Source organism: Paraburkholderia sabiae (assembly GCF_030412785.1).
Classification (GTDB): domain Bacteria; phylum Pseudomonadota; class Gammaproteobacteria; order Burkholderiales; family Burkholderiaceae; genus Paraburkholderia; species Paraburkholderia sabiae.
Genome location: NZ_CP125296.1, coordinates 2276269 through 2296465 on the forward strand (window position 1 = coordinate 2276269; position 20197 = coordinate 2296465).

General features: G+C 60.4%; 16 protein-coding genes. 6 read left to right on the top strand and 10 right to left on the bottom strand.

The annotated features are described in order from the left end of the window. Positions 1-174 precede the first annotated feature (174 nt). The 6 genes from QEN71_RS39615 to QEN71_RS39640 all read right to left on the bottom strand — a co-directional run bounded on the left by QEN71_RS39615 (position 175) and on the right by QEN71_RS39640 (position 6771). Entirely contained in the window at positions 175-1302 is a 1128-nt protein-coding gene (locus QEN71_RS39615) for a quaternary amine ABC transporter ATP-binding protein (RefSeq protein WP_201649503.1), read from the bottom strand. After that, complete coding sequence (locus tag QEN71_RS39620; RefSeq protein WP_201649501.1) at positions 1295-2182, bottom strand: ABC transporter permease; 888 nt, start codon at positions 2180-2182, stop codon at positions 1295-1297. The genes QEN71_RS39615 and QEN71_RS39620 overlap by 8 nt, the downstream gene beginning before the upstream one ends. Positions 2183-2241: 59 nt before the next feature. Beyond that, positions 2242-3513, bottom strand: coding sequence for an NAD(P)/FAD-dependent oxidoreductase (locus tag QEN71_RS39625; protein WP_223957242.1), 1272 nt, complete (start codon positions 3511-3513; stop codon positions 2242-2244). A gap of 72 nt (positions 3514-3585) precedes the next feature. Beyond that, positions 3586-4479 carry a dihydrodipicolinate synthase family protein gene (locus tag QEN71_RS39630; protein ID WP_201649497.1) on the bottom strand — a complete coding sequence of 298 codons (894 nt, stop codon included), beginning with the start codon at positions 4477-4479 and terminating at the stop codon, positions 3586-3588. A 4-nt stretch (positions 4480-4483) separates the two neighbouring features. Further along, positions 4484-5983, bottom strand: coding sequence for an aldehyde dehydrogenase (locus tag QEN71_RS39635; RefSeq protein ID WP_201649495.1), 1500 nt, complete (start codon positions 5981-5983; stop codon positions 4484-4486). A 62-nt stretch (positions 5984-6045) separates the two neighbouring features. Further along, positions 6046-6771, bottom strand: a complete 726-nt coding sequence (locus QEN71_RS39640) for a GntR family transcriptional regulator (protein WP_201649710.1) — start codon at positions 6769-6771, stop codon at positions 6046-6048. A 314-nt stretch (positions 6772-7085) separates the two neighbouring features. On the opposite strand from QEN71_RS39640, the gene QEN71_RS39645 reads away from it, so the two are divergent. The 4 genes from QEN71_RS39645 to QEN71_RS39660 all read left to right on the top strand — a co-directional run bounded on the left by QEN71_RS39645 (position 7086) and on the right by QEN71_RS39660 (position 11505). After that, complete coding sequence (locus tag QEN71_RS39645) at positions 7086-8216, top strand: hybrid-cluster NAD(P)-dependent oxidoreductase (RefSeq protein WP_201649493.1); 1131 nt, start codon at positions 7086-7088, stop codon at positions 8214-8216. A 67-nt stretch (positions 8217-8283) separates the two neighbouring features. Then, positions 8284-9513 (top strand): M24 family metallopeptidase, encoded by a 1230-nt coding sequence (locus QEN71_RS39650; RefSeq protein ID WP_201649491.1) that lies wholly within the window; start codon positions 8284-8286, stop codon positions 9511-9513. Between the two features lie 58 nt (positions 9514-9571). Beyond that, entirely contained in the window at positions 9572-10162 is a 591-nt protein-coding gene (locus QEN71_RS39655) for a dimethylsulfoniopropionate lyase (RefSeq protein ID WP_201649489.1), read from the top strand. A 152-nt stretch (positions 10163-10314) separates the two neighbouring features. Continuing rightward, entirely contained in the window at positions 10315-11505 is a 1191-nt protein-coding gene (locus QEN71_RS39660) for a porin (protein ID WP_201649488.1), read from the top strand. A 22-nt stretch (positions 11506-11527) separates the two neighbouring features. Here the strand turns inward: QEN71_RS39660 and QEN71_RS39665 are convergent, their stop codons facing one another. The 3 genes from QEN71_RS39665 to QEN71_RS39675 all read right to left on the bottom strand — a co-directional run bounded on the left by QEN71_RS39665 (position 11528) and on the right by QEN71_RS39675 (position 15008). After that, positions 11528-12682 (bottom strand): lactonase family protein, encoded by a 1155-nt coding sequence (locus tag QEN71_RS39665; RefSeq protein ID WP_201649709.1) that lies wholly within the window; start codon positions 12680-12682, stop codon positions 11528-11530. A gap of 122 nt (positions 12683-12804) precedes the next feature. Next, positions 12805-13722, bottom strand: a complete 918-nt coding sequence (locus tag QEN71_RS39670; RefSeq protein ID WP_201649486.1) for a helix-turn-helix domain-containing protein — start codon at positions 13720-13722, stop codon at positions 12805-12807. 260 nt (positions 13723-13982) lie between these two features. Continuing rightward, positions 13983-15008 carry a porin gene (locus QEN71_RS39675; protein WP_201649484.1) on the bottom strand — a complete coding sequence of 342 codons (1026 nt, stop codon included), beginning with the start codon at positions 15006-15008 and terminating at the stop codon, positions 13983-13985. 365 nt (positions 15009-15373) lie between these two features. Here QEN71_RS39675 and QEN71_RS39680 point away from each other — a divergent pair, with 365 nt between their 5' ends. Beyond that, positions 15374-16351 (top strand): hypothetical protein, encoded by a 978-nt coding sequence (locus QEN71_RS39680; RefSeq protein ID WP_201649473.1) that lies wholly within the window; start codon positions 15374-15376, stop codon positions 16349-16351. Positions 16352-16640: 289 nt separating this feature from the next. Next, positions 16641-18176 (top strand): methyl-accepting chemotaxis protein, encoded by a 1536-nt coding sequence (locus tag QEN71_RS39685; RefSeq protein ID WP_201649471.1) that lies wholly within the window; start codon positions 16641-16643, stop codon positions 18174-18176. 84 nt (positions 18177-18260) lie between these two features. Here QEN71_RS39685 and QEN71_RS39690 read toward each other — a convergent pair whose 3' ends face one another. After that, entirely contained in the window at positions 18261-20108 is a 1848-nt protein-coding gene (locus QEN71_RS39690) for a hypothetical protein (protein WP_233471749.1), read from the bottom strand. Positions 20109-20197: the final 89 nt, after the last annotated feature.

The following is a 20197-nucleotide window of genomic DNA, read 5'->3' on the forward strand; positions in this document are numbered from 1 at the left end:
CGGCATGCGTTGGTCGATGCGTGAGTCAGTTTCCATTTATATCGGATCACTAACTAACGCGTTGCGATAATTAACTGCCAGTTCTCGAATCACCTGCCTGACAACAACCACCGGCCGTTCCCCGGAAGCGACCTTTCAACCCCGGTTGCCGCATCACTGCGGCAACCTTCGTGCTTATCTTTCGAGCGGCGTTAGCGATACACCGGGAAGCGCTTCGGTGCGGATGCGTGCTTCGGCCGGTACACGAATCGCGTCACACCGCTCGTCCGAGGTAATCAGCGCACACGCCAGCTGACGTAGGCTCACGCTGCCGAGCGGCTGCTTTTCCGCGCCGACGACAGTGAGTTGCTCGATTGCAGGGTTGTGCGTCAGCATCGAAATCGCTTCCTCGATCGTCGTGCCGGCCACAACATGATTTCCTGCCGATGCCACGCCTGCGCGCAACGGCGTCATCACCGACTCGACACAGACGACCCGCCCACGATTCACCTGCTTCACGAAGTTCGTGACGTACTCGTCGGCGGGCCGCAGTACGATGTCCTGCTTCGTGCCTTGCTGCACGATGCAGCCGTCGCGCAGGATCGCGATCTGATCGCCAAGGCGGAGCGCTTCGTCGAGGTCGTGCGTGATGAAGACGATCGTCTTCCTGATTTCCTTCTGAAGATCCAGCAGCACGGTCTGCATGTCCATGCGGATCAGCGGATCGAGCGCGGAATACGCTTCGTCCATCAGCAGAACGGGCGCATCCATCGCAAGTGCCCGCGCGAGACCGACGCGCTGCTGCATGCCGCCCGACAGCTGATTCGGAAAGCGCTGCTCGAAGCCCTTGAGGCCGACGCGTTCGATCCAGCGCATCGCTGTCTCAACGGCGGCATGGCGCTTCACGCCGCAGATTTCGAGGCCGTAAATCACGTTGTCGAGCACATTGCGATGCGGGAGCAGCGCGAACTTCTGGAATACCATCGCGGTCTGGCGTCGGCGGAATTCGCGCAATCCGCGAAAGCCCATCTTGCAGACATCGACGCCGCCAATCAGCACTTCCCCGGCAGTCGGATCGATCAGGCGATTGATGTGCCGGATGAGCGTCGACTTGCCCGACCCCGAGAGGCCCATGATCACCTGAATGGAGCCGGCCGGAATATCCAGGTTGATGTCTCGCAGTCCAAGGACATGACCGGTCTCTTTCAGCAACTCGGCTTTCGACAAACCGTTCTTGACGGCTTCGACATAGGATGCGGCCTTGGGTCCGAAGATCTTGTACAGATGCTGGATGCGGATGCCGCCGGATTGAATGTCAGCCATGGACCACCTCCTGATGCTTTTGGAGCCGCTTGCCATATGCCTGACTCACGCGGTCGAAGATCACCGCGATACCCACGATAGCAAGTCCGTTGAAGATACCGAGTGTGAAGTACTGGTTCGCGATGGCTTTCAGAACCGGCTGCCCCAGTCCCTGAACGCCGATCATCGCTGCGACGACGACCATCGCCAGCGCCATCATGATGGTCTGATTGACACCCGCCATGATGGTCGGCAGCGCCAGCGGCAACTGAACCTTCAGCAACCGTTGCCAGCCCGACGAACCGAATGCGTCGGCGGCTTCGAGAATGTCGCGGTCGACCAGCCGGATGCCGAGACTGGTGAGCCGGATCATCGGCGGAATCGCGTAGATGACGACGGCAATCAGGCCAGGCACACGTCCGATACCGAGCAGCATCACGACGGGAATCAGATAAACGAAGCTCGGCATGGTTTGCATCACGTCGAGGATCGGGTCCACCAGTTTGCGTATGCGGTCCGACTTCGCCATCAGAATGCCGATCGGCAAGCCGATGACAATCGACAGGAACGTGCACACGAAAATCATCGACACAGTGCGCATCGTGTCCTGCCACATGTCGAGGTAGCCGATCAGCGTGAGCGTGACGAAGCAGCCGAGCACCACCTTCCAGTTTCTGCTGGCACCCCAGGCGATGACCAGCACGAGCAGCATGATTACGGGCCACGGCGTTTGCGTCATGAACCTCTCTGCCGCCATCAGGAACTCCTGCAGCGGATGGAAGAAGCTGTCGATGGGGTCACCGTATGCCGCCGTGAATGCACGGAAGCCGTCATCGATCGAACGCTTCATATGCAGAAGCGCCTCGTCCTGCATATGCGGGAATTTGTTTATCCAGTCCATGTGTTCCTCCATCATTCAATCGCCAGTCGGCGCCACCTGTCTCGCGACGCGAATCGTGATTACTCCGCTCCGGCCGACCATTCCTTCATGCTGAGATTCGCCGTTGCGCCTATCGTCAGGAAAGGTTGCGGCGGCAGCCGCTTCGGTGCTGCAAAACCCCGGAAGACCTGAACGAGCCACGAATCCTGACCGAACGCGGCCTCGGCGGCAGCGATTCCCGACGCGGTCGCTTTCGTCGCACCCACTCCATTGCAAGCGATTGCGGCAAAGACACCGGGCTCGATCTCGCCGAAAGCCGGGACGCCGTTCCAGGTCAGTGCCATCGCACCCGCCCATCGGTATTCCATCGGCATGCCTTTCAGCATGGGGAAACGCGTCTCGAACTTGCGGTCGTGCACGCGGCCGGCGCGTGCAATTGCGCTTTTGCTCACCTGCATGCGAGGGTTGTAGGTGTATCGCGAGCGAATCAGAATACGGTCGCCCTTGTCGCCTTCGACGCGACGCACAGTCGTTCCCATCGGGAATGCAGGCGTGGCCGCCCATGAACGCTGACCACCGAGCCGTTTCGGATCGAACGCTTCCGTCATCGACGCGTAGGTATAGACGTGCAGAAGCTGTCCAAGGAAGAGTCCGAAGCTCTGCGCCTGTCCGTTGTTCGCGAGGATGATTTTCCCGGCATTGACAGACCCTTTGGGCGTCTTGATCAGCCACGACGCGCCCTGTCGTTCGAACGACAGAGCAGGTGTGTTCTCGTAAAGCTTCACAGGGTCATCGAACGAGTCGGCCAGTCCCCTGATGTAAGCGGCGGGCTGAATGATGACGGTCCCTGGCGTGAAAATCGCCGACGTGAACGACTTCGTTCCCGTCACAGCGGCAATCTCGTTCGCATCGAGAAGCCTGTACGGTTCGTTCACCTTGTCCAGTTGCTTCGCGTAAGACGAGACGTGCTCGTCGCCTTGCAGCCCCAACGCGACGTTGTATTTGCCGCAAGGATCGAAAACGTCTTTGCCCCAGCCCTTTTCGTTGGCCAGATCCTGCGCGAGAGCAATTGCGATGCGATGGACCTTGATATCGTGGCGTCGCTCGTTGGTATCGGACCCGCCGTAGTCTTCGGACGAAACTTCGTGAGGCAGGTCGATGATGAAACCGGAATTGCGCCCTGTCGCGCCCTCCGCGATTTCTCCCGCTTCCAGAATGACGACTTTGAGACGCGGGTCGAGTTGCGAGAGACGCCTTGCCGCCGACAGCCCCGCAAAGCCTCCGCCAATCACCACGATGTCGGCATTCACTGCGCGATTGAGCGGCGGGCGCGGCATCCTGGGCGGCAGCATGGACACCCACCCTGACTGGCCGAGATGCTGCGGAAGTTTGCTCGCTACGAACATGATAGTTAGCCCAGGTCCTTAAACGGCAAGCTTTTCGCGCTCGACCAGTTCGCCGAGCGCGCTGCGCAGGGCGTCGGCCTTCCTTGCGGAAAGCCGTGCGAGCGGACGACGCGGATTTCCCGCTCCATAACCCGTCATTTCCGCGGCGGCATAGACGGACTGCACGTAGTCGCCTTCCCAGATCAGCGACATGGCAGGCTCCAGGAGTCGCCAGAGTTCTCTCGCATCGTCCCAGCGATGTTCCTGGGCTGCCGTGACGAACTGCGTGCACGTCTTCGGGGCAAAGTTCGCGCCGCCCCAGATGAGCCCGCGCACGCCCGCATACATTGCGTACGGCATGAGCGGGTCCGCGCCGTTCATCACCGGAAGCCCTGTGCGAACGAGCGCTGCCTGTTTGCTCAAATCTCCGCTGCTGTCCTTCACCGCGAGGAATTCGGGAATCTCGCAGAGACGGCGCAGGAGCAACGGCGTGATTTCCACGCCAACGGCCTGCGGCACGTTGTAGCCGATGACAGGCAGGCCGGCACGCGCGACGGCGGCATAGAAATCGAATACACCGTCGTCGTCCGTCGGTCCTTCGAAGAACGGCGGCAGCACCATCACCGCGCCAGCACCGCAATCGGCTGCATGACGCGTGCGCTCCACCACGTCATCGACGAGCAGCGCGGAGGTCTGCGCGATGATGCGTGCCCGCCCGTCGATCACCTTCGCGCCGAACGCGACCAGCGCTTTCGATTCTTCCTGCGACAGATACACGTGCATGCCCGTGCCCGAGCTGAGCACGAAACCGCGTATGCCCGCCGCGAGATATCGTTCGATGAGCTGTTCGAGTCGCGCGTGATCCGGTTTTCCATCGTTATTAAAAGGAGTACTAATCGCCAGATTGATGCCAGTAAAGGAGAAATCTTTCATGTCGTTACTCGTCGTCCGCTTCGTTGTCGTTCAGGTCGAGCCAGATAGTCTTCAACTGCGTGTACTGGTCATGCGCATGGAGCGAGTTGTCACGTCCGCCGAAACCCGACTGCTTGAATCCGCCGAATGGGGTCGTGATATCGCCTTCACCGAATGAGTTCACTGTCACGGTGCCCGCTCGCAGTGCACGCGCCGCACGCAATGCGCGCTTTCCATTGCCCGCGAACACGGACGCTGCAAGACCGTAGTCAGTGTCGTTCGCGATGTCGATGGCTTCCTGCAAGCTGCTTACCGTGATGACCGACAGAATCGGCCCGAAGATTTCTTCGCGAGCGTGCTTTGCGTCATTGCTTTCGACGTCGATGATGGTCGGATGCACGTAGCGCCCTTCGCTCGTCTGTCCGCCGCAGAGGACGTTGATATCGCCCGACAGATACGACTGCACTTTCTCGTAGTGCTGCGGCGAAACGAGCGGTCCGATCCGGTTGGCCGGGTCCAAAGGATCGCCGACGCGCCATTCCCCGGCGAGCTTCATGATCCGGTCCAGCAGTGGTCCCTTGATGTCGCGATGGACGATGAGCCGCGAAATCGCCGAACAGTTCTCGCCCATGTTCCAGAGCGCACCATTGACGATGTGGCCTGCCACTGCGTCGAGGTCGGTCGCGTCGGACATCACGATGCAGGGGTTTTTCCCGCCCATCTCGAGCACGATCTCTTTGAGGTTGCTTTCGGCGGAATAGGAAAGGAAGCGGCGACCCGTATCGGTGGAACCCGTAAACGACACCATATCGATGTCGCGATGACGCCCGATCGGCTCGCCCACTGCGGGACCTGTGCCCGTCACGACATTGAACACACCGGCGGGAATGCCCGCTTCGAGCGCGAGTTCGGCGACCCGCATCGTCGTAAGCGATGTTTCTTCGGCTGGCTTCACGACGAGCGAACACCCTGCCGCCAGTGACGGACCGATTTTCCACGCAAGCATCAGCAGCGGAAAATTCCACGGCAGTACGAGGCCGACGACACCCACCGGCTCGCGCACGATCATCGAAATGTGACTGTCCGAGGCCGGCGAAACCTGGTCGTAGATCTTGTCGATGGCTTCCGCGTGCCAACGCAGCACATTGATCGTTTCGGGAACGTCGACGGTCTGACAATCGAAGATCGTCTTGCCTGCATCGAGACTCTCCATGACCGAGAGTTCCAGCGCGTTCTCTTCGATGAGATCGGCGAGCCGAAGCATCGCCTGTTTGCGCGCGGCGGGATGCAGCTTCGACCAGCGTCCGTCCTCGAATGCCGTGCGAGCGCTCACGACCGCCGCATCCACGTCGGCCCTGGCGCAAGCGGGCACGTCGGCGAGTTGCTCGCCCGTCGCCGGATTGAACGTCGCAAACGTCTCGCCGGATGCCGCGGCGCAAGCCTTGCCATCGATGATGACCCGGCTCGGCAACTTCAATTCACGAGCGATGTTGTGATATTCGCTCCCGGACAGCAAATCAGTCATATCAGTCTCTCAGTGATGCAGGGTTGCATGAGGAACCGAGCAGCCACTCCCGGTTCGCAAGGCTAAAAATTGATCGGCACGTCGACACCATCCGGCGCGACATACGACGCCATGTTTCGTCGCGCGAGATACACATGCGCACGCACGATTTCGCCGGCGGTATCGGCATCACGTCGCTGAATCGCATCGATGATGTCCTCGTGCTGCTGCACCGCTTCCGCGAGGTCGGCGTCCATGCGCTCGTCTCGCGGCTGATAAAACGTCTTGCCTAGCCGCGCATGATCGATCAGCAGCCGGCACAGGCTCGGCAACAAATACGGGTTGTGCGCCATCTTTCCGATCGCGAGGTGAAACCCGTCATTCTGCAAAACCCGCTCGTCGACATCGACCCCTTCCACTGCCGCGCGAAACCGTTCCTGGATTCGCTTCAAACCATCGATCTCGGCTTGCGTTGCGTGAACGGCCGCCAGCTTGGTCGTCGCGACGTATATCAGCGGCGCCGCCAGAAAATAATTACGCAGCGAGTCGTAATTCATCGACGCCACGCGCGCCGCGCGATTCGCTTCCAGTTCGATGTAGCCCTCGGCAGCCATCTGCCGCATCAGTTCGCGCACGGGCGGTCGCGAGAGCCCGAACTCCTCGGCCAGTGCCACTTCGTCAAGCGACGCGCCCGGCGCCAGTTCCATGCTCAGAATGCGGTGGCGCAGCGCCTGTCCCAGAACTGATTTGCGATCGGGGGACGAAGCCTGGCCATCCTCCCGCTCGAGTTCGACGATGTTCGTCTTCATGCGCTCTCCTGTTGCAACTATCGTGTGTCTACAAATTGTATTCGTCAAGCCGACAATACGTCTAATCAGGGAAGTCACTTAGACGGACGGGTTCGACGGCGTCGAATACGCGTGTGTCGCCAGTGCTCGCGCGACGCATAACCTAATGTAATAGCGCCACGAAAATAAAGCGCATTGACGCTGATTTACCCGCCACCAATACTCAAGTCACAGCAACGGTGGCCGCATCGCACGACGGCGATATCAGAAGAACGAGCCCGGCAACGCGTCCACATTCACGCTGAATCCGCGATTTAGACAACAGGTTTGATGCGATGAACTCGGTAGAAAGAATGTTCGACCCCGCCCCCGAAGCTGACGACAGACTCTCGAACGCAAGCACCTGGGAAAGCGGCGGCGCGCTCTGGGCCAGTGGCGAACAGAAGACGCTGACGTGTTGCCGCGTCGTGGACGAGACCCACGACGTGAAGAGCTTCGAATTTCGCGTCGGCGATGGTTCGCCCGTGCGGTTCGAGCCTGGCCAGTTCATGACGGTATCGGCTCAGGTGCAGGGACAATCGGTCGAACGCTGCTACACGATTTCTTCTCCTCCGACGCGCCCCTATCTGCTGTCGATCACCGTCAAGCGCGTACCGGGCGGCACCATGTCGAACTGGCTTCACGACAACATGAAGCCCGGCAGCGAGTTGCGCGCATACGGTCCGTCCGGCAGCTTCACGCCGACCGCCGCGCCTGCTGCGAAGTCGTTGTATCTGTCGGCTGGGTCGGGCGTCACGCCGTTGATGTCGATGACACGCGCGAGCATCGACCTCGGTCTGGACCGCGACATCGTGTTCGTGCATAGCGCGCGGACGCCTGCCGACATCGTCTTTCGAAAGGAATTGCAGCGGCTCACCGAGCTTTCTCCGCGCCTGCGGACGTTCTTCGTATGCGAAGGCGTCGGAGATGAAGGCGGCTGGTCAGGACCGACAGGCCGACTCAGTCTCCGGCTTCTGTCGGAGTGGGTGCCCGATTACATCGAGCGCGAAGTATTCACGTGCGGTCCCGCCGGCTACATGAACGCCGCGCGCGGGTTGCTTCGCGAAGGCGGGCACAACCCGGCGCGCTACCACCAGGAAAGCTTCGACATCAGCGCCGGCGTCGCACCGGAGCCCGCTGCACCGGCAAACGATGCACCTCAAGCTACTTTCAGCGTCAAGCTCTCGCGCTCATCGCGGACGTTCACGGTGAACGCCGCCGATACGGTGCTCTCTGCCGCGAGGAAAGCCGGTGTGGCCATTCCATCGTCGTGCAGTCAGGGCATCTGCGGTACGTGCAAGACGAAAGTGCTCGAAGGCACCGTCGACATGAATCACAACGGCGGCATTCGCGAGCGGGAAGTGCAAAAAGGATTTCGACTGCTTTGCTGCAGCCGTCCGACCTCGGACCTCGTACTCGAGCTTTGATTGGCGCAAGCATCCCGGCATCGAACGCGCAGCCCCACACTCAAAACAATGTCTGGAGCAACAAAGAATGACGGATGATCCTCTGCTGGATGCAGGTACAGCCGCAACAAGCGATTCGAAGCAAAGCGTACTGCGCGACGTCCGGGCTTATCGGCTCGCTCGCGTGCAGGAGCAGCTACGCAAGCACAAATGCCCCGCAATCCTGCTCTACGATCCGGTCAACATCCGGTATGCGACCGATACATCGAACATGCAGGTATGGGCGGGCCGCAATCCCGCGCGATACGTGATGGTCTTCGCGGACGGCCGCATCGTCGCGTGGGAATTTCACAGCAGTGAGCACGTATGGGATGGTCTCGATCTGAACGTCGAATTACGCGGCGCACTGAGCTGGACGTTTTTCAATGCGGGTCATGAAGCGGAGCGTCGCGCTGAAACCTGGGGCGCCGAAATAGTCGACGTGTTCCGAAAAAACGCGCCGGGCGACAGTGTATTGGCAGTGGATCGACTCGACCCGTTCGGCACGGCCTGTCTGGAGAAGCACGGACTTACGCTGCTCGACGGGCAAGCTTTGATGGAAACGGCGCGCCTGATCAAGTCACCCGGCGAACTCGTTCTGATCGGCGAGTCTTTGCGTACGGCCGAAAAAGGAATCGCGCGTATGCGTCGTGAGCTTCGTCCGGGACTCACCGAAAACGACATCTGGGCCAACCTCCACTACGAGAACATTCGAAACGGTGGCGAGTGGATCGAAACACGACTGCTCGCATCCGGCGACCGCACCAATCCCTGGATGCACGAATGCTCCAGCCGTGTTTTGCAGGCCGGCGATCTGCTCGCGTTCGATACCGACATGGTCGGTCCGAACGGCTACTGCTCGGATATTTCGCGCACATGGCTCGTCGGCGACGGCCGTCCTTCCGATCAGCAACGCAAGCTGTACGATCTCGCGTATACACAGGTCCACTTCAATATGGACGTCCTGCAAGCGGGCATGACATTCCGTGAGTTCTCGGAAAAGGCATGGAAGATCCCCGACGAGTACATCAAGAACCGATATTGCTGTCTCGCGCACGGCATCGGCATGGTCGACGAATATCCGTCGATTGCGCACCAGGTCGATTGGGAAAGCTCGGGTTACGACGGCGTGTTCGAAGTCGGAATGACGGTGTGCGTCGAGAGTTACATCGGCGCGGAAGGCGGGACGCAGGGCGTCAAGCTCGAACAACAGGTCGTGCTCACGGACAACGGTTGCGTCTCGCTGACGGATTGCAGCTTCGAGACCGACTGGCTTTGACGTCATACATGACGTTATACGTGACAATCGAAGACCTCATCCTCATTCAGCGAGCAACATGAGCAACCGACCGGAACACATCGAAACGTTCGTTCGAATAGCCGAGGACCTCTTTCAGTCAGACAAGCTGCCTGAGGCGGGAAGAGCCGTTGCGTCTCGCATCTTCGAACGGTTACGCATTCCATCGGATGACGGCAAGCGACACACCACCCGCTATCCCGCATGCGAATTTATCGATGCGGCATTGGCACCCGTCATCGACCTGCCGACGCAAATCGGCGCAGCGGCACGAACCATCAAATTGCTCGAGCCTGCGTTGGGCTGGACGCGTCGCACGACGGGATCGCACGGTAGCGACAACTACATCGAAGGCCACGTGCACGGCATGATTTGCGGACCCGGCGGCGCCGAAAGCCGCTATGACGTGCAACTGGGCTTTTCCGTCATGGCACCCAACGTCCGATACCCGGACCACAGCCATCCTCCGGAAGAGGCGTATGTGCTCTTTACAGCCGGGGAATTTCGTCAGAAAGACGGCGACTGGGTGAATCCGGGAATCGGCGGCGGCATACATAACGCGCCGGGAAGCCAGCATGCAATGCGATCCGGCTCGAATCCTTTTCTTGCGATGTGGTGTCTCCTGACTTGACCATGCCGAACGACACAATACATTAGCCGATGCAGCTGCGTTGCAAATCAGTTTTCAGGCAAATAACAAAGTAGAAATCGTTCCTTCGTTTTTACCGTTTGCACTCATAGCATCGGGTTCCTTTTCCATTCGATAGATAAAAAGGGAGTCCGATGAAACATGTTGTTCTTGCCAGCGCCGCTGGCCTGGTCGCGCTGACGCCCGCACTCGTGAATGCACAAAGCGCCGTCACGCTGTATGGCCTCGTCGATGCGGGCATCACCTATACGAACAATCAGAAAGGCGCGAGCAACATCCAGCAGACGAGCGGCAAGCTGAGCGGCAGCCGCTGGGGACTGCGCGGCGTCGAAGATCTCGGCGGCGGGTTGAATGCGATCTTCACGCTCGAAAGCGGCTTCCGTCCCAACGACGGCACGTCGGCGCAAGGCGGCCGTCTGTTCGGGCGTCAGGCGTTCGTCGGCGTGCAGAAGACGGGCATCGGCACGCTCACGCTCGGCCGGCAATACGAACCCGTGACGGACCTCGTCTCGCAGTACGCCGGTCCCGGCTTCTGGTCGCCTTCGACGCACATCGGCGACAACGACAATCTGAACCAGACGTTCCGCGTGAACAACGCGGTCAAGTTCCGCAGCGACACGATTGCAGGGCTGACCGTCGACGGCCTCTATGCGTTCAGCAATCAGGCGAATAGCGGCAGCGGAACGGGCTTCAGTAACAATCGCGCGTGGGGCGTGGCCGCGAACTATGTGAACGGACCGTTCTCGATTGGCGGCGGATATAACGTGCTGAATCATCCGAATGCGGCATCGAACACGAGCGGCGCAATCGGCGGTGCATCGACGACATCCGGCGACGACTACAGCGGCGCGTTCTTTTACGGCTTGAACGGCGGCGTCGTGCGTCAGCAGATTGCGGCGGCGGGCACGAACTATACGATCGGCGCGGCCACGCTCGGGTTCGCGTGGAGCCACACGCAACTCGACTATAGCGACGGCTCGTCGCGCAAGTTCAACAACTACGATCTGAATGCGCGCTATCTGTTCACGCCTGCTTTCACGCTGATCGGCGTCTACACCTACACCGACGGACGCGCGACGAATCTGCCCGGCACGAATGGCGCGAATCTGAAGCCGCGCTGGCATCAGTTCACGCTCGGCGTCGACTATGCGTTGTCGAAGCGCACCGACGTGTATCTGTCGGCGGCCTATCAACTCGCGGCGGGCGATGCTTCGACACGCGTCGGCAGCGGATATCAGAAGATCGCAACGATCGCCGACGCAGGCACGGCTTCATCGACAAACCGGCAAGTGGCCGTTTTCTCGGGCCTGCGCGTGAAGTTCTAAGGTCACGCGACGATAGCGATCGTCACTGCACGAAGTCGATAGCGACGGGAGTCGGCATGTCCGCCGACTCTCCCGTATTGGACAGCTTGCCGGATGAGGAGTCGATGGCGAATACATTGACTTTGCCGTTCTGCTGGTTGGCAACCAGCATCCACTTTCCCGAAGGACCGATGGCAAAACCCCACGGTTTTTCACCACCCGACGATGTGCGTTGAATCAGCGAGAGCATGCCCGATTCGCCGTCCACACGATAAACAACCAGTTCATTCTCCGCGCGATTCTCGACATAAACGAAACGCCCATCGCGGCTCACTGCGATTTCGGCGCCGCTTTTCACGCCTTTGAATGATTCGCTGGTCACAGGCAATGTCTGCACGGGGCTTAACCGCCCTTTTGAAGCGTCCCAGCGCAGCACCATGATCTCCGCCGACAACTCCGTGAGCAGATAAACGAACTGGCCGCTCGATCCGAACGCGAGATGACGCGGCCCGCTGCCGGGTGGCACGGCAAAGGCGTGCACGTTGTCATCGGCCGACAACGCATGCGTCGTCCGATCGAAGCCATACACGAACACGCGATCCGCGCCGAAGTCGGGAACGAGCACGTATCGTCCCGAAGGATCGACCACGGCACTATGCGCATGCGCGCTCGCCTGCCGCCGGTTCGGTCCCGAACCTGTTTCCTTGACCGTCGATACGAGCGGGCCGAGACTGCCGTCCGGTTGAACCACGATGCTCGACACAGAACCGCTGCCGTAGTTCGCGGCGAGCAAGGTCGTCGCAGGCGTGTCCAGCAGAAGATTCGTCGTGCCCGTGCCGCCCGCCAGCACCGCATTCATTTTCGTCAGTGCGCCCGTCGCGCGATTCACTGCGTAGGCCGTGACGCTTCCTTCGCGCGAATTGTCGTCGTCGACGGCGTAGAGAACGGGTAGTTGAGGATGCGACGTCACCCACGTCGATCGCGTGCCGCTGGCGACGACACCGATTGTGTCGAGCTTGCCCGTCGATGTATCGAGGCGCAGCGCATGAATCCGGCTATCTTGCGTACCGACATACACGAGGTCGGTTTGCGCGCCTGTCGCTTGCGTTGCGATGCTCTTGCACCCGCTCATCAACACGACGAAGAAGAGTGCGAAACCATAACGCGTCAGCCTGTCTCTCTGGAGGGACCGAATCATCACCGGTTAGCTTCGAGAAGAAATTGGCCAAGCGTACTGGATCCGGATGTGGACGTCCCTGCACAAAACGCGGATTCGCTTGTATTTTTATATCCGCTGCGATCCGTTGTGTCCAAGCGCGCTTATTGCCTTGCCGCCGCGCGGAACTGACTCGGCGCTTGACCCACTTCCCTGCGGAAAAAGCGCGTGAAATAGGCGGCATCGGCGAAGCCCAATCCAAATGCGATCTGCTCCACCGACATATTGCCGAAGATGAGATCACGCTTCGCCTCGGTGATGATGCGCGCATGAATCATCTTGGTCGGGCTCTGCTCCGTGGCGGACGCACACGCGGCCCGCAGTTGCACGAGAGACACCGCCATCATCGATGCATAGTCCTGCAACGGCAGATTCTCGCGGTAGTGCTGGTCGATCAGTTTGCGGAACCGGTCGACGAGGCGGATATCGTTGCGCGTCGCGCTTTCGCTGCCCGTCTGATCCAGGCTCGCCTCACGCAGCAGCATGAGCAGAAGCGTGGTCAGCAATGCTTCCGTGCCGACTACGTGACCGACCGAGTCGGACTCGACTTCCTGCTTGAGACGTTGAATCAGGCTGTAAAACGCCACTCCTGTATCGGTGGAATCCGCAAGCGGGATCATGCGAGGCGCCGCCCACAGCCCGATGAATTCGTGAAGTTTGGCGTTGATCTGGGTCAGATAGGCGACTTCGATCGTCACGACCCAGCGGTCGGCGTCGACTTCGTAATCGAGACCATGCACGCATTCGGTCGGCAACAGCAACGCGCAAGGCCCTTCGAACGGCACGCTGCTGCCTTCCAGATTCATGACGCCGCGTCCGCTACGAACGTAGATCACCTGGCCATAAGCGGGATGCGCGTGAGGTTCCGTCCGCCAGCGGCCCCGGTCCGTGACATGCCCGACGTGTACCAGCCAGTTCTTCTCCTCCGGGCGCTCGACGTACAAACGGACCTTCGGAACGGTCGCATGCTTCTCCTTGCCGTTCCACTTGGGTTGAACCTTCGTCATGGCACTGTACGTCATAAAGTCTCTCTGACGGCCGAGCCGGACGGGTATCGGCCATCTTTATCATGTCAGCATGACGGGGCCAAACGGCACAAACGGCATTGCCCTGCTGATTCACCGTCTCCAGGTTTGTCCACGAACGCTGCGATGCGAACCTCTGCTTCGCACTCGAATGCCACTGCATCGCGTGCACGGATACACGCGACATATTCCCACACCGATGCAGGAGAATGCGACCTGCGATTTACCCGAACTGCCGCGGCGCGCTGCTTCACGCATCAGAACGTATGCACGATGCCGAGCGTAATGCCGCGCGTATTGGCGCCCGGCGCGACCGTCACGCCTATATACGCGGTGCCGTTCAGCGTGAAGTGCGCCTGATTGCGGTTCTGGATGAAGCCGGCCGACGCGTACAGCGTCGTCACTTTCGAAAGATAGTGTTCGTAAGAAAGACCGATCTGCTGCGCATTGTTTCCCTGACCCGTTCGATCGTGCGCATAGCCGTACAGCACGGCGACCTGATCCGCAGGGCCGAACAGATACGAACCCGATGCTTCGTAGACGTCGCGCTTCACGCTGTCGTCGGTCTGACGTTCCGTGTGATACGCGAGAAAGAAGCGCGCCGCACCGACCTTCACGGATGCGCCCGCATTGAATATCTTCAGGATCGACGTGCCCGCCGCGTTCGCGGCCTGCTCGTAGCCTGCGGCCAGATGAAACGGACCGTTCACATAGCGGACAGCCGCGTTGTAGAACTGCAGGCCGTTGCTCGGCTTCGTCGTCGAATCGCGCATCGCGACCATGAACTGCGCAGTCAGCCCGTAGACGGTCGGCGTGAAGTACGAGATCGCGTTGTTGACGCGCACCGTGAGGCTGTTGAAGTTGTTCATCGGCGACGCGATGCTCATCACCGCGAGCGGATCGAGTTCGGGGTTCATGAAGATGTATTGCGGCGTGTTCTGAAGCCCGAAACGCATTTCGCCGAAACCGCCCGACATGCCGACCCACGCCTGCCGGTTGAACGCAGCGGCGGAATTCGACGCCGCGCCAGTGATGCTCGAAAAGCCCTGCTCCAGTTGAAAATTCACATGCAGGCCGCCGCCGATATCTTCGCTTCCCTTGAAGCCATACCGGCTTGCGAACAATCCGCCCGATACCGCGCGCGTCACCGCCGCCGTGCCCGGGTTCTGATATTCGAGTCCATTGTCGATCACGCCATACAGCGTGACGGACGATTGAGCGTGAGCAACGTCTACTGCGCATACGCACGCGACGCCGGATAGCAGAACAATGAGCTTCTTCATTTTGTCTCCGTACAGCTTCTGGTTTTTAGATCCGGTCCGCACGCAGACGCAAAGGCCGATGCGTGTCGTCCGTTGATTCATTTCGTAGAGCTGATTTCGGCGCATGCGCCACGCGATGGCGGAGCCGCCTGGCGAGCTGCGGTTGCGCGCGTGAAGGCAAGAATAGGTTCGCTTCGGCTGCGCGTCCCTACACAAAAGTCAGATTCGCTGGGATTTTTTTCGATCGATGAATCGCTTTTGAACGACGGGCATCACGCCGCACAAAAGTGCCAGCGAATCTGATTTTTGTGTAAAGGCAGACGTCGACGCATCCAATAGGATTTCTTCACCGCGGGGTTGATAACAAATCCATTTCGGACGGAGACATGAAAAACATATCGGTAGCTTTGCGCGCCTCGCTTGCTGGCGCGGCGATCTTCTGTTGCCTGAGCAAACCCGGCTACGCGGAGGTCTACACCGCGCCCGCGGCCTCGCCGCCATCGCCAGCACAGCAGACGACACCGTCGAATGCCGTCGCGCCGCTCACCGCACCCAGTCTGAAATCAGGCGAAGAACCCGGCGAGCCGCCCGTGTCGTGGAACGATACGTATATCGGCTACCGCTACGGCAACGACTTCCACTATCCGGGCATGCATGACAAGGTCGTGCAGAACATCGGCTACCTCACGACCACAGGCGGCTTCCGCTTCGGCAGTTATGCGTTCAATGTCGATTACCTCGTCTCCAACGCGGCGAACCCGGAAGCAGGCGGCCCGTCGACGGGAGGAGCACAGGAGGTGTACAGCGTCGGCCGCGTCGAGTTGAGCGCCGGCAAGATCCTCGGGCGGCCGGTCGGCTTCGGCATCGTTCGCGATGTGGGTTTCACGAGCGGCTTCGAGTTCGGCTCGAAGAACGACGCCTATGCGGAGCGCGCGCGGATGCTCGTATTCGGTCCGACGATCGAATTCGCACTGCCGCGAGGATTCCTGAATCTGACCGCGGGCCTTCGAACGGAAAGCAACCATAACGGCATTACAGGCGTCGACGTGCATTTCAACACCGCGTGGCATATCGAAAGCTCGTGGCTCTTTCCGTTCCGTGCCGGTCCGGTGCCGCTCATTTTCCGTGGATTCGCGAGCGTGACGGGGCCAAAGGGCAAAGACGGTTTCGGCGTCGAGACGCAAACGGAATTCCTCACGCGCGTTTCGCTGCTCGCCGATCTCGGTTCATTCGCGGGACATCCTCGCGCCGTGTATGCGGGCGTCGGCTACGAGTATTGGCATCACATGTATGGCTCACCGACCAGCGAAACAGTCGGCACGATCACTTCCGCGCCGATGCTCATGGCCGAAATCCATTTCTGATTTCACACCGTTGCAGACACGACGAAAGGCGGCCAGCAAGATGGGTCGCCATTCGTCGTTTGAGCGTTCGGCGCGCCGCAGAATAGTCCTCGAAACAAGGGGCGGATGTCTCCGCTCCCGCATCAATCGTCTGACCATTCGAAGCGCGGCAAACGCCGCGCTTTGTCCATCCGGGGTCATAAGAAGAACTGGGCGCGATATGGCGAATTTCGATCCCATGCGCCACTCAATTTCTCCCGCATTCCGCCGATAAACCTTGCAGAGCCCGAACTATCCCACCCGGAACACAATGAGACTTTCTACCCGACTGATTGTCCTGGTCACCACCGCGCTATTGGGGATAGCGTGCGTCGTCGCCCTGTCGCTGCACGAACTCAACGATGCGCTGATCGCGAACCGTCAGGCCGAAGCCGTCAATCTGCTCACCAAGGCCGAGCACATGGTGCAGTCGTACCGCGAGCTGGAAGCGAGCGGCAAGATGACACGCGACGAAGCCCAGGCCGCCGCGAAACGCACGCTGGACGCGCTCAACGCCGACAAGAAGAGCTACTACTGGGTGATGAACCCGAACGGCCTGATGCTCGTGCATCCCGTTGCCGAACTCGTCGGCAGGCGCATGGTCGGCAAAGGCGCATTGCCGGGCGAAACAGACCTGGACGCCTACGCGCGCGGTTTGTCGGCGAATCACTATGCGCTCGTCGACGTACTGATCCAGCGCTCGCCGAACGGCCCGTACGAAGCGAAATTGCAGGGTATCGTCGCGGTTCCCGAGTGGAACTGGTGGATCGGGACGGGCTTCTTCTACGACAACATCGAGGCCGCGTTCTGGCGCGCCGCCACGCGCCTGATCGCGATTTCGGCGGCGATTCTCGTTGCCGTGTGCCTGATGGCCTGGTACATGACGAAGAGCATTCGCAAGACGCTCGGCGGCGAGCCGGCGGACGCAGCGGCCTTCGCCGCGCAGATCGCGTCGGGCAATCTCGCGGCCGACATCAAGCTCGCCACGACGGACCGGCATAGCCTGATGTACGCGCTGCACGAGATGAAGCTGAAGCTCCGCGAACTCGTGCACGACATCCAGCAGACCAGCGAATCCATCGCGACCGGCTCGAGCGAAATCTCGCAAGGCAACACGGACCTGTCGCAACGCACCGAGGAACAGGCGGCATCGCTGCAGGAAACGGCCGCCAGCATGGAGCAACTGACGACGACCGTGCAGCACAACGCCGACAATGCGCGTCAGGCGAGCCAGCTTGCATTGCAGGCGTCGGCGGCGAGCAGGAGCGGCGGCGACGCCGTCGATCAGGTCGTCGGCACGATGCAGGGCATCGTCGAGCAGTCGCACAAGATCGGCGACATCATCGGCGTGATCGAAGGCATTGCATTCCAGACGAACATTCTCGCGTTGAACGCAGCCGTGGAAGCGGCGCGTGCAGGCGAAGAAGGCCGCGGCTTCGCCGTCGTCGCGAGCGAAGTGCGCTCGCTCGCGCAACGCAGCGCGTCCGCTGCCAAGGACATCAAGGGGCTGATCGAAACGTCGGTTGCGCGCGTCGATCAAGGCACGAGTCAGGTCGCCGACGCGGGCGAACGGATGCGCGAGATCCTGCAATCGATCGCGCGCGTGAGCGACATCATGGGCGAAATCGCGGCGGCATCGACGGAACAAAGCACGGGCATCGAGCAGGTGAACCGCGCCGTCTCGCAGATGGACGAAGTGACCCAGCAGAACGCGGCGCTTGTCGAACAGGCCGCCGCTGCGGCAGGTTCACTCGACGATCAGGCCGCGCGTCTGCGTGCTTCCGTTTCGCAGTTCAGACTGAGCTGATCGTTCGATTTCCGCTGAACGTGAAAAGGGCGCTGTGTCCAGACGCAGCGCCCTTTTTCTTTCCATCTCAAGCGTAAAGCGGCATCAGGGATTGGGTATGTACATCGGCATCGCTTCTTCCCACAGCGTATCCGTGATGGCGTGCTGATCGGTACCGTCGGCGTTCATCACCCAGTTCTGACCGTCGGGCTGGAAGCTGTTGTCGTACAGCGCGAGTTCGTCGCGGAAACCATACGTGCCCGAGCTATACGCGATGCGGCCGTCCCACGTCCACACGGCATGCCCCTGATTCGAGCCGTCGTCGGTCAGACGGCTCAGGCCCGTGCCGTCCGGCTTGATCGTGAACACGTCATAGTTGAATTTGTTCGGATCGCCCGGGTTGATCTGCTTGCGCGTGAAGACGATCTTCGTGCCATCCGGCGACCAGCCCGGCAGATTGTCCGTTTCCGTGGTCAGGACCGTCGTGGTGTGCGTATCGAGATCGAGAATGCGCAGTCCCTGCACCTTCTGGCTCCACACGCGATACACGATCTTCTTCCCATCCGGCGAATAGCTCGGAAAACCCGCATTGATCGAACCATCCGTGAGAAATTCCGGATGGCCGTCCATGCTGCCGTCCGACTTGATCCGCGCGATACGGCCCGGACCAGCGCCGCGCGTGAAGAACCAGTCGCCCACGCCGAACGCGACCCATTGCCGGTCCGGCGACCACGTCGGCTGAAACGCGCCCGCGAGCCCCTTCTTCACCATGTCGGGATCGAGTCCGCTCGTCGACGGATCGTAGATGCGCGTGTAGCCGGAGAAGTCGGGGTTGATGATCGCGATCGACGAATTGATCGCCTTTTCCGTGTACACCAGCTTCTTGCGATCCGCCGAGAGTTGCGGGAACACATCGATGTACCGGTAATTCCACGCGCGATCGAAACTGTAGAGCGGCGCGCCGTTCGCGCGGGCCGGGCGGAACGTCACTTTCTCGTAGATCATCTTGCTGCCGTCCGCCGAATAGCGCGGCGAGCGTATGCCCGTATTGGCCGTCGAACGGAACGTGCCTGCCGTCGTATAGATGCCTTCCGTGTCGCCGCCCTTGACGTGATACGCGATGTTCGTCGCGTTCAGATATTGCGGGAACACCTTGAAACCGGGCGTCGACGTCAGAGCCGAACGCGCGAGGCTCGCGACGTCCACGGAAACCAGTTGCGAGCTGACGGAGTTGATTCCTTCGGGACGGTGCACGCCCCACGTCGACTCGACGGGCGTTTCGTAGAAGACGACGTGCTTGCCATCCGGCGACCACGACGGCGAGCCTTCGTCGAAACCAGCATTGCTCGCGATCTTCTTCCACCCCGAACCATCGGGCCGGATCAGATAGATGCTGCTTTCCTGCGTACGCTCCCAGCCGACGGGCAGATTATGGCCGCGCCAGTCCGAACCGATATCGGACGACAGCGCGAGCCACTTGCCATCCGGCGACCACGACGGCCGGAAGTAGCTATGCGGTTTGCTCGCGTCGAACGGGATCGCGCCCGTGACGTTCTTCAGCGCGCCCGTCGCGATGTTCAGCGTCCACACGTTGGTCGTGCCGAAGCCGGCGTCGCCCTTGCGCGACGACACGAAGGCAATGACGTTCGGATCGGTGGGCGAAATGACAGCGGCATCGTCGACGGCAATGTGATCCGTGAGCCGCTGCAGCCCCGAGCCGTCGATCTTCACGCGATACAGGTTCGACTCGCCGAGTCCGTCGCGTTCCGACGTGAACACGACCCACTGGCCGTCCTTTGAAAACGACGCGTGATAGTCGAAGCCATCGGATGCAATCAGGCGATGCTCGCCCGTACCGTCCGCATTCGCGACATACAACTCGGACGTCACGGGTCCAATGCGATTGAGCAGCAGATCCCCGTTCTGCGCTGCAGCCGCTGCGGCTGGAATCACGATGCAGATTGCGATTGCAGCACTGCCTGCCAGCCGCCTGTTCTTTAAACGCCAGGTCGAATACACAGCGAAATGTCTCCAGTTGATTG